Raw genomic sequence first — 7517 nt, forward strand, 5'->3', positions numbered from 1 at the left:
ATATCTTTCGCTGTATGACATTTTTGTTTTCGCGACTAAAAAGTATGGGGTGCCTGGCCTTATTCAGATAAATTTCATTTTGCAATTTTGCGGGATTACGAGTATAAACTGCGCGCGTAACGCATAGTTATGCGCAGTATATAAGCAAGTTGATAATATTGAGCTGGCTCATCATATAGCCGCACATAAAGTATATTGTTTAGTATTCTCTAAACGTTCCCATAATTTAAGAGCATGCTGTTCCCTGACATTTTTTAATGCGCAAGATAAAAATAGTGTCTTGGGTTATTGACCTTACAGGTGAAGGCGAACCTCGACTCCATGAAGGAGACTGCCATGAATGATAATATCGCTCGCAAAATGCGCCAGACCTATAACATCGCATACTGGGGCGGCAGCTATTACTATGTCAATGATCTGGGTAATGTCAGTGTTTGCCCGAACCCTGATTTACCGGGAGCTCAGATTGAACTCGCCGATCTGGTGAAGAAAGTTCAGGAAGAAAAAAAACAGTTGCGTTTACCGGCCTTGTTTTGTTTTCCCCAGATTCTGCAACACCGCTTGCGTTCGATTAATGCCGCGTTTAAACGTGCACGTGAATCTTATGGGTATAAAGGGGATTACTTCCTGGTTTACCCGATTAAGGTCAATCAGCAACGTCGTGTCATTGAGACATTGGCAAATGCGGATGAACCGGTGGGATTGGAGGCCGGTTCCAAAGCGGAATTAATGGCAGTATTGGCTCATGCCGGCATGACAGGGACGGTGATTGTTTGTAATGGTTACAAAGATCGCGAATATATTCGTCTGGCCCTGATCGGTGAAAAACTGGGGCACAAAGTGTATCTGGTTATCGAGAAGATGTCTGAAATTGAGATAGTGCTGGAAGAAGCCAAGCGCCTCAATGTCATCCCACGTTTGGGCGTTCGGGCACGTCTGGCATCTCAGGGGTCTGGCAAATGGCAGGCCAGCGGTGGTGAAAAATCCAAATTTGGTTTGGCGGCGGCGCAGGTATTGCAATTGGTCGAAATGTTGCGTTCAGCAGGTCGGTTGGATAGTTTGCAATTGCTGCATTTCCATTTAGGCTCCCAATTGTCGAATATCCGTAATGTGGCGACGGGAGTACGCGAATCCGCCCGTTTTTATGTCGAGCTGTCTAAACTGGGTGTCAAGATCCAGTGCTTTGACGTTGGTGGTGGATTGGGGGTCGATTATGAAGGTACACGCTCCCAGTCAGAATGTTCGGTTAACTACGGCTTGAATGAATACGCGAATAACGTTATTTGGGGCATTGGTGATGCGTGTGAAGAGCACGGCCTGCCTCACCCAACGGTGATTACCGAATCCGGCCGTGCATTGACAGCCCATCATACGGTTTTGATTTCCAACGTGATTGGCGTTGAGCGTAATGAATTCACCGAAACAACGCCACCGATGGAAGGTGCGACCCGCCCCCTGACCAGTCTGTGGGAAACGTGGCAGGAGATGCAATCTGACGGCAACCGCCGTTCCTTGCGCGAATGGCTGCATGATAGCCAGTTTGATCTTCATGATGTTCATACCCAGTACGCCCACGGCATGTTAGACCTGTCAGAGCGTGCATGGGCAGAAGAACTGTATTTAAATATCTGCCGTTACATTCAGCAGAATCTTGACCCAAGCAACCGTGCCCACCGCCCGATCATTGATGAATTACAGGAACGTATGGCAGATAAATTCTACGTGAATTTCTCGTTGTTCCAATCAATGCCAGATGCGTGGGGGATTGATCAACTCTTCCCGGTCTTGCCGATTGAAGGGCTGGATAAGCCATTGGATCGTCGTGCTGTCCTGTTGGATATCACCTGTGATTCTGATGGCACAATTGACCACTATATTGATGGCGATGGTGTGGCGACAACGATGCCAATGCCGGCCTATGATCCAGAACGTCCGCCATTGATTGGTTTCTTTATGGTTGGGGCTTATCAGGAAATTCTGGGCAATATGCACAACCTGTTTGGTGATACGGCGGCTATTGATGTTTATGTTTCAGAAAAGGGTGAAGTAACTTACCAGCAGAGTGAAGAGGGTGATTCTGTCGCCAATATGCTCCAATATGTCAAATTGGAACCGCAAGTACTTTTGACCCGCTTCCGTGATCAAGTGAAATCGACCGATCTGGATGAAAATTTGCAGGAACAATTCCTGCAAGAGTTTGAAAGTGGCCTGTATGGTTACACTTATTTGGAAGATGAGTAACTCTGATTAGTCATTAGCCTTAAATCATAGTCATTCTTAGTCAGGTTTTTTATATAATAACGTGATGCCGGATGACTATTTAAAATCATTTTTCTCATCAGTTAAGACCATTTCAGAAAATAAACCCTATGCTACTTGTTACCGCCAATCATTGAATATTGCCAATATGGGATATTAGTAATAAGCCGGCATGGGACTTTTGAGGATATATCATGAGTATTAGCTCCTTAGGAAACCAGATTGATAACTCTTTGGTTTCAAATGCCTTCGGTTTCCTGCGTTTTCCATTGAACTTTCAGCCTTATTCCAGTGATGCACAATGGGTGATTACCGGTGTGCCTTTTGATATGGCAACATCGGGACGCGCGGGCAGCCGCCACGGGCCGGCCGCGATCCGTCAGGTATCGACGAATCTGGCATGGGAAAGCTGCCGTTGGCCGTGGAACTTTAGCTTACGCAAGCGCCTGAATGTCGTGGATTGTGGGGATCTGGTATTTAACTTCGGTGATGCCCAGGATATGAGCGATAAGTTGCAGGCACATGCTGAAAAAGTGCTGGAGTCGGGCAAGCGTATGCTGTCTTTCGGTGGTGATCACTTTGTCACGTTGCCACTGTTGCGTGCCCATGCGAAATATTTCGGCAAAATGGCGCTGATCCATTTTGATGCCCATACGGATACTTATCCTAATGGCAGTCAATTTGATCATGGTACGATGTTTTATCATGCGCCAAATGAAGGGCTAATCGATCCTCATCATTCTGTGCAAATTGGTATCCGCACTGAACATGATACCGATAACGGTTTCACCGTGCTGGATGCAGGTCAGGTCAATGATCGCGGGGTGGATGATATTGTTGAGCAGATTAAGGCAGTGGTGGGTGATTTGCCGATTTACCTGACGTTCGATATTGATTGCCTTGATCCGGCATTTGCACCGGGTACAGGAACGCCAGTGATGGGGGGATTGACGTCTGATCGTGCATTGAAAATTGTGCGTGGCTTGCAGCCGCTAAATATTGTCGGCATGGATGTGGTGGAAGTGGCACCGGCTTATGACCAATCTGAAATTACGGCGCTGGCCGCAGCAACGATTGGATTGGAGTTGCTGTATTTGCAGGCATCGAAGAAAGATCTTTAATGTATTGATTTATATCCTATAAACTTCAAGTTGCAGTTCGCAAGACGAAAGCAGCTTATCATCTCCCCACGTTGCGGGGAGATGATAAAGGCATCTTGCAGCACAGCGAGTATATAAGTGGTTTTTTAAAGGCTAATCTAACGGTGAGCCTTATATTTTCAGTGCGTTTCAGGGAGGTTTTTTATTCATCTGAACCCATGAAGGTTTCGACAGGCACGTTAAAAAATTGGGCAAAGCCTTTTACCTGACCAATATTCATTGAACGTTTTCCATGCAGTATCTCTGATATAACACTTTGGCTGGCAATATCCCGTAGATCAATCTGTCTGACGTTTCTTTCCTGCATAAAGTAGCTCAATGCTTCACGTGGGGTAACATTGGGGACTTGACGATTTTTAGCTTCGTATTCATAGACACGATCGGTGATAAGATCAGCGAACTTTGCCGCAGCATGCCCGGTATTTTCAGCATATGAATATAACTCGTCAATCAGTGCCATGCGGGCATTCAGATCTTCATCATTTTCTACAGGTTCAATACATGCTGAGAACAGGAGTGACAAGGGGCTGAGTTGCTCAGATATTGACTGCATCATTTGTGGTAAAATTTCGATGAGTCCATCAATCCCTTCATAAGTAACGAGTGATGTTTTTCTCATGATTCACCTTTTTGAGCGTTTTGATTTTGTCTGCTTACGCCACCATTTATCATATTCAGTATGGGAGCAAACATCTTTAATGTAAAAAGTGCCTGATTTGGGATTAAACCATGTGATGATGCGGCATTTATTTTTATGTATATCAAATAGATAAATGTCTAAAGGCCCTTTTTTGCTTCCTACTTCTAATAATGCGCAGGGGACACGATCAACATTCCATGTAGATGTTTTAAGCCATAATTCACGGATTTGGGCATAAGATTCAAATCGTAAAGATGCCTTATCAAAAACATCCAACCAGAGTTTTAGTCCGACTTTCCATTGGGCATGTTTTTGCATCGCTTCAGTAATGGTTTTTGCCGTGATAACCCGCATATCACTCCCTTATGATATCGCAATTTGCGATATTAGCAATGTTTGAAAAAATTTAGCGTTCGCTTTTTTCAAACAGAGCATATCACCGCACAATATACGTCAACATCTGCTGCCGTGGCATAAAGGCAAAGTTTCCGTGAAATTGCGAACCGGCTCGATACTCATCAGAGAGTGTTTGCAGTAGTTTTATGCTTATCGCGTGATCGTGGCAGTCAATTGAGGTAATTTCAGCCGCATGGAAATCAAAGAAGCGTTTGACATGGGGATAAAGTGCCTTAAACAGACTCTCCTTGATGGAGAACGCAAGCGTAAATACCTGCTCAAAAGGTAATGAGCATCCGGTCAGTAATTTCACTTCATTGCCGTTGATGATGCTGGATGAAACACTTTCGATGGTTTCTGATTTAATCTCTTGTTCAATATCTATGCCTATCATTCGGTATTGATGGCGAGAAGCCGCAAACGCAATCGCGCAGTTGGCTGAATGAGAAATCGATCCACAAATGTTGGCAGGCCAGATTGGTGCACGATCTTGGGCATTGGTGACCTGAAAGTCAGGGTAACCTAACTTGTTCAAAACTTGCTGCGTACAGTAACGGGCGGCCAGATATTCCGCCCGCCGTTTATTCACCGCATTTTGTAATCGGGGCGGATTGGTAATGTCGCATTCGCCAAATAAGGTATCCCGATAGTAAGACGGGTCAAAATCAGTTTTCATGATTTGAAGACCGGAATGTTCTGGCAGTATGCCGGCTTGTCGGTCTGTGAAAAAAGGATCATTGACGGCCGTGGCTTGGGCTGGGGTAAGGGCAGAAGTAAAAATAATTTTTTTCATGATGGTTTTTATGGTTCGCCGAGTTTATCAGATAGCGGATTAAGCAAAAATAATGATTGCCTGATTCTGCCATATTTAATTTTGGTTCACTAACGTGCTAACTCTTTTTATACTTTTCATTGTGACCATTTTTAAAAAGAGGTTAGTGTGGAAATATTAGTAACAGGCGGGATGGGATATATCGGCAGCCATACTTGTGTGCAAATGCTTGAAGCCGGAATGACGCCGATCATTATCGATAACCTATGCAATGCCAATCGTGAAGTGCTGGCGCGCATTGAGGCATTAACGGGTGTACAGCCCCTGTTTTATGAAGGAGATATTCGTGATGAAGCCTTCCTTGATGCGATTTTCTCCCGTCACCAAATTCAGTCAGTGATTCATTTTGCCGGTTTGAAAGCGGTCGGGGAATCTGTCGCCAAACCTATTGAATATTATGATAATAATGTCAATGGCACACTGGTGCTGGTGCGCAGTATGCGTAAAGCAGGTGTAAAAAGCCTGATCTTTAGTTCATCGGCAACGGTCTATGGTGATCCGGATGTCGTGCCGATCACGGAACAATCTACGGTTGGTCAGACTACTAACCCTTATGGCACCAGTAAATATATGGTTGAACGCTGCTTGTCTGATCTTCATCATGCAGAAAAGGATTGGTCTGTGGTGTTGTTACGTTACTTTAACCCAGTTGGCGCTCATCCTTCGGGTACGATGGGAGAAGATCCACAGGGAATTCCCAACAATTTGCTGCCTTATATTGCGCAAGTTGCGGTCGGTCGCCGGGAAAAACTGTCTGTATATGGCAATGATTATCCGACCCCTGATGGTACTGGCGTTCGCGATTATATCCATGTGATGGATTTGGCTGACGGGCATGTTGCGGCATTGAATGCCGTGGGTAAACAGTCAGGGCTGCATATCTATAATTTGGGCACCGGAAAAGGCACCAGCGTGCTGGAAATGGTCGATGCTTTCAGCGATGCGTGTGGCAAGCCCGTTCCTTATGAAATTTGTCCTCGTCGTCCGGGGGATATTGCTGAATGTTGGTCAAGTCCGGAGAAAGCCGAGCGGGAGCTGGGGTGGAAAGCCAACCGTACTGTCGTGGACATGACCGCCGATGCCTGGCGCTGGCAATCTCAAAACCCTAATGGCTATCAGGCGAAGTAAGAAACGCTAAAAAATCTTTGGTTTGTTGTAGCAAAATCTTGTCGCAAGATCGTCAAAACCTCTCCCGTCCAGTCGGGCGGGAAGTCATCACGTTGGTGGTAAGGCAAGGAGGAATGATGTCGAAGATGCGATTCAATTCTGTTGATCATCCACACAGGCGATACAATCCCTTGACGGGGCAGTGGATTATCGTTTCACCACACCGCACGGAGCGGCCGTGGCGTGGCATTATTGATGAAAAACCCCTTCCCGTTACGTTGCCGAATTACGATAAACACTGCTTTTTATGCCCGAACAATCCCCGCGCTTCAGGAGATATCAATCCAGATTATCAGGACGTTTATCTCTTCGAAAATGATTATCCGGCTTTGCTACCGGAACACGTTGATATTATTTCTGCCGATAACCCGCTATTTAAAATTGAGCCAGTGAGTGGGATCTGCCGGGTACTCTGTTTTTCCCCTGATCACAGTAAAACCTTGCCGGAACTGCCTCTGGCGCAAATCCGTCGTGTCATTGATACATGGAATGCGCAGATTGAAGCGTTGGGCCAGCGTTATATTTGGGTGCAGGTTTTTGAGAACAAAGGGGAAATGATGGGATGCTCCCAGCCTCATCCTCATGGGCAGATTTGGGCCAGTGATTTCCTGCCTGATGAATTAGCACGCAAAGATGAACGGCTGCGGCAATATTACCGTCAGCAGGGATCTAGCTTATTGATGGATTATGTTGAGGCTGAACGCAAATCGGGTTCCCGTACCGTCGTGGAAACCGACGATTGGCTTGCGGTTGTCCCTTATTGGGCTGCGTGGCCGTTTGAAACGATGCTATTGCCAAAAAGTCATATTCGTCGCATGAGTGAGTTGACGCAAGCACAACGTGATGATCTGGCGGTGGCGATTAAAAAATTGACCAGCCGCTATGACAATCTGTTTCAGTGTGCATTTCCCTATTCAATGGGCTGGCACTTTGCACCTTTCTTCAAGCCGCAACGCGATACCCATTCCGCTCCCCAAAAACACGATATTGATCATTGGCAATTACATGCCCTGTTTTACCCGCCGTTATTGCGTTCATCCAGCGTCCGTAAGTTTATGGTGGG

At 45.9% G+C, this 7517-nt stretch carries 7 protein-coding genes; 4 read left to right on the plus strand and 3 right to left on the minus strand.

Going from position 1 to position 7517, the window contains the following annotated elements; all coding sequences use genetic code 11:
- Positions 1–336: 336 nt before the first annotated feature.
- Positions 337–2241 carry a biosynthetic arginine decarboxylase gene (gene speA / locus PSI17_RS06915; RefSeq protein WP_273551272.1) on the plus strand — a complete coding sequence of 635 codons (1905 nt, stop codon included), beginning with the start codon at positions 337–339 and terminating at the stop codon, positions 2239–2241.
- Between the two features lie 212 nt (positions 2242–2453).
- The gene (gene speB / locus PSI17_RS06920; protein ID WP_273551273.1) at positions 2454–3380 is read left to right on the plus strand and encodes an agmatinase; all 927 of its coding nucleotides are present in this window, start codon (positions 2454–2456) and stop codon (positions 3378–3380) included.
- 181 nt (positions 3381–3561) lie between these two features.
- Here the strand turns inward: speB and PSI17_RS06925 are convergent, their stop codons facing one another.
- The 3 genes from PSI17_RS06925 to PSI17_RS06935 form a co-directional block, all read right to left on the minus strand.
- Positions 3562–4038 (minus strand): helix-turn-helix domain-containing protein, encoded by a 477-nt coding sequence (locus PSI17_RS06925; protein ID WP_273551274.1) that lies wholly within the window; start codon positions 4036–4038, stop codon positions 3562–3564.
- A gap of 3 nt (positions 4039–4041) precedes the next feature.
- The gene (locus tag PSI17_RS06930; protein WP_273551275.1) at positions 4042–4413 is read right to left on the minus strand and encodes a type II toxin-antitoxin system HigB family toxin; all 372 of its coding nucleotides are present in this window, start codon (positions 4411–4413) and stop codon (positions 4042–4044) included.
- Positions 4414–4495: 82 nt separating this feature from the next.
- Positions 4496–5248: a 4'-phosphopantetheinyl transferase family protein gene (locus tag PSI17_RS06935; protein ID WP_273551276.1), complete on the minus strand. Its 753-nt coding sequence runs from the start codon at positions 5246–5248 to the stop codon at positions 4496–4498.
- Positions 5249–5395: 147 nt separating this feature from the next.
- Here PSI17_RS06935 and galE point away from each other — a divergent pair, with 147 nt between their 5' ends.
- Positions 5396–6415 carry a UDP-glucose 4-epimerase GalE gene (galE, locus tag PSI17_RS06940; RefSeq protein WP_273551277.1) on the plus strand — a complete coding sequence of 340 codons (1020 nt, stop codon included), beginning with the start codon at positions 5396–5398 and terminating at the stop codon, positions 6413–6415.
- 116 nt (positions 6416–6531) lie between these two features.
- Positions 6532–7517 (plus strand): UDP-glucose--hexose-1-phosphate uridylyltransferase (locus PSI17_RS06945; protein WP_273551279.1); only part of this gene is annotated, 986 nt, incomplete at its 3' end.

This window comes from Xenorhabdus sp. IM139775 (assembly GCF_028598745.1).
Lineage (GTDB): Bacteria > Pseudomonadota > Gammaproteobacteria > Enterobacterales > Enterobacteriaceae > Xenorhabdus.

Excerpts from the sequence above, each read along its gene's own strand:
- speA (WP_273551272.1), top strand. The coding sequence starts at position 337 with ATGAATGATAATATCGCTCGCAAAATGCGCCAGACCTATAACATCGCA.
- speB (WP_273551273.1), top strand. The coding sequence starts at position 2,454 with ATGAGTATTAGCTCCTTAGGAAACCAGATTGATAACTCTTTGGTTTCA.
- PSI17_RS06925 (WP_273551274.1), bottom strand. The coding sequence starts at position 4,038 with ATGAGAAAAACATCACTCGTTACTTATGAAGGGATTGATGGACTCATC.
- PSI17_RS06930 (WP_273551275.1), bottom strand. The coding sequence starts at position 4,413 with ATGCGGGTTATCACGGCAAAAACCATTACTGAAGCGATGCAAAAACAT.
- PSI17_RS06935 (WP_273551276.1), bottom strand. The coding sequence starts at position 5,248 with ATGAAAAAAATTATTTTTACTTCTGCCCTTACCCCAGCCCAAGCCACG.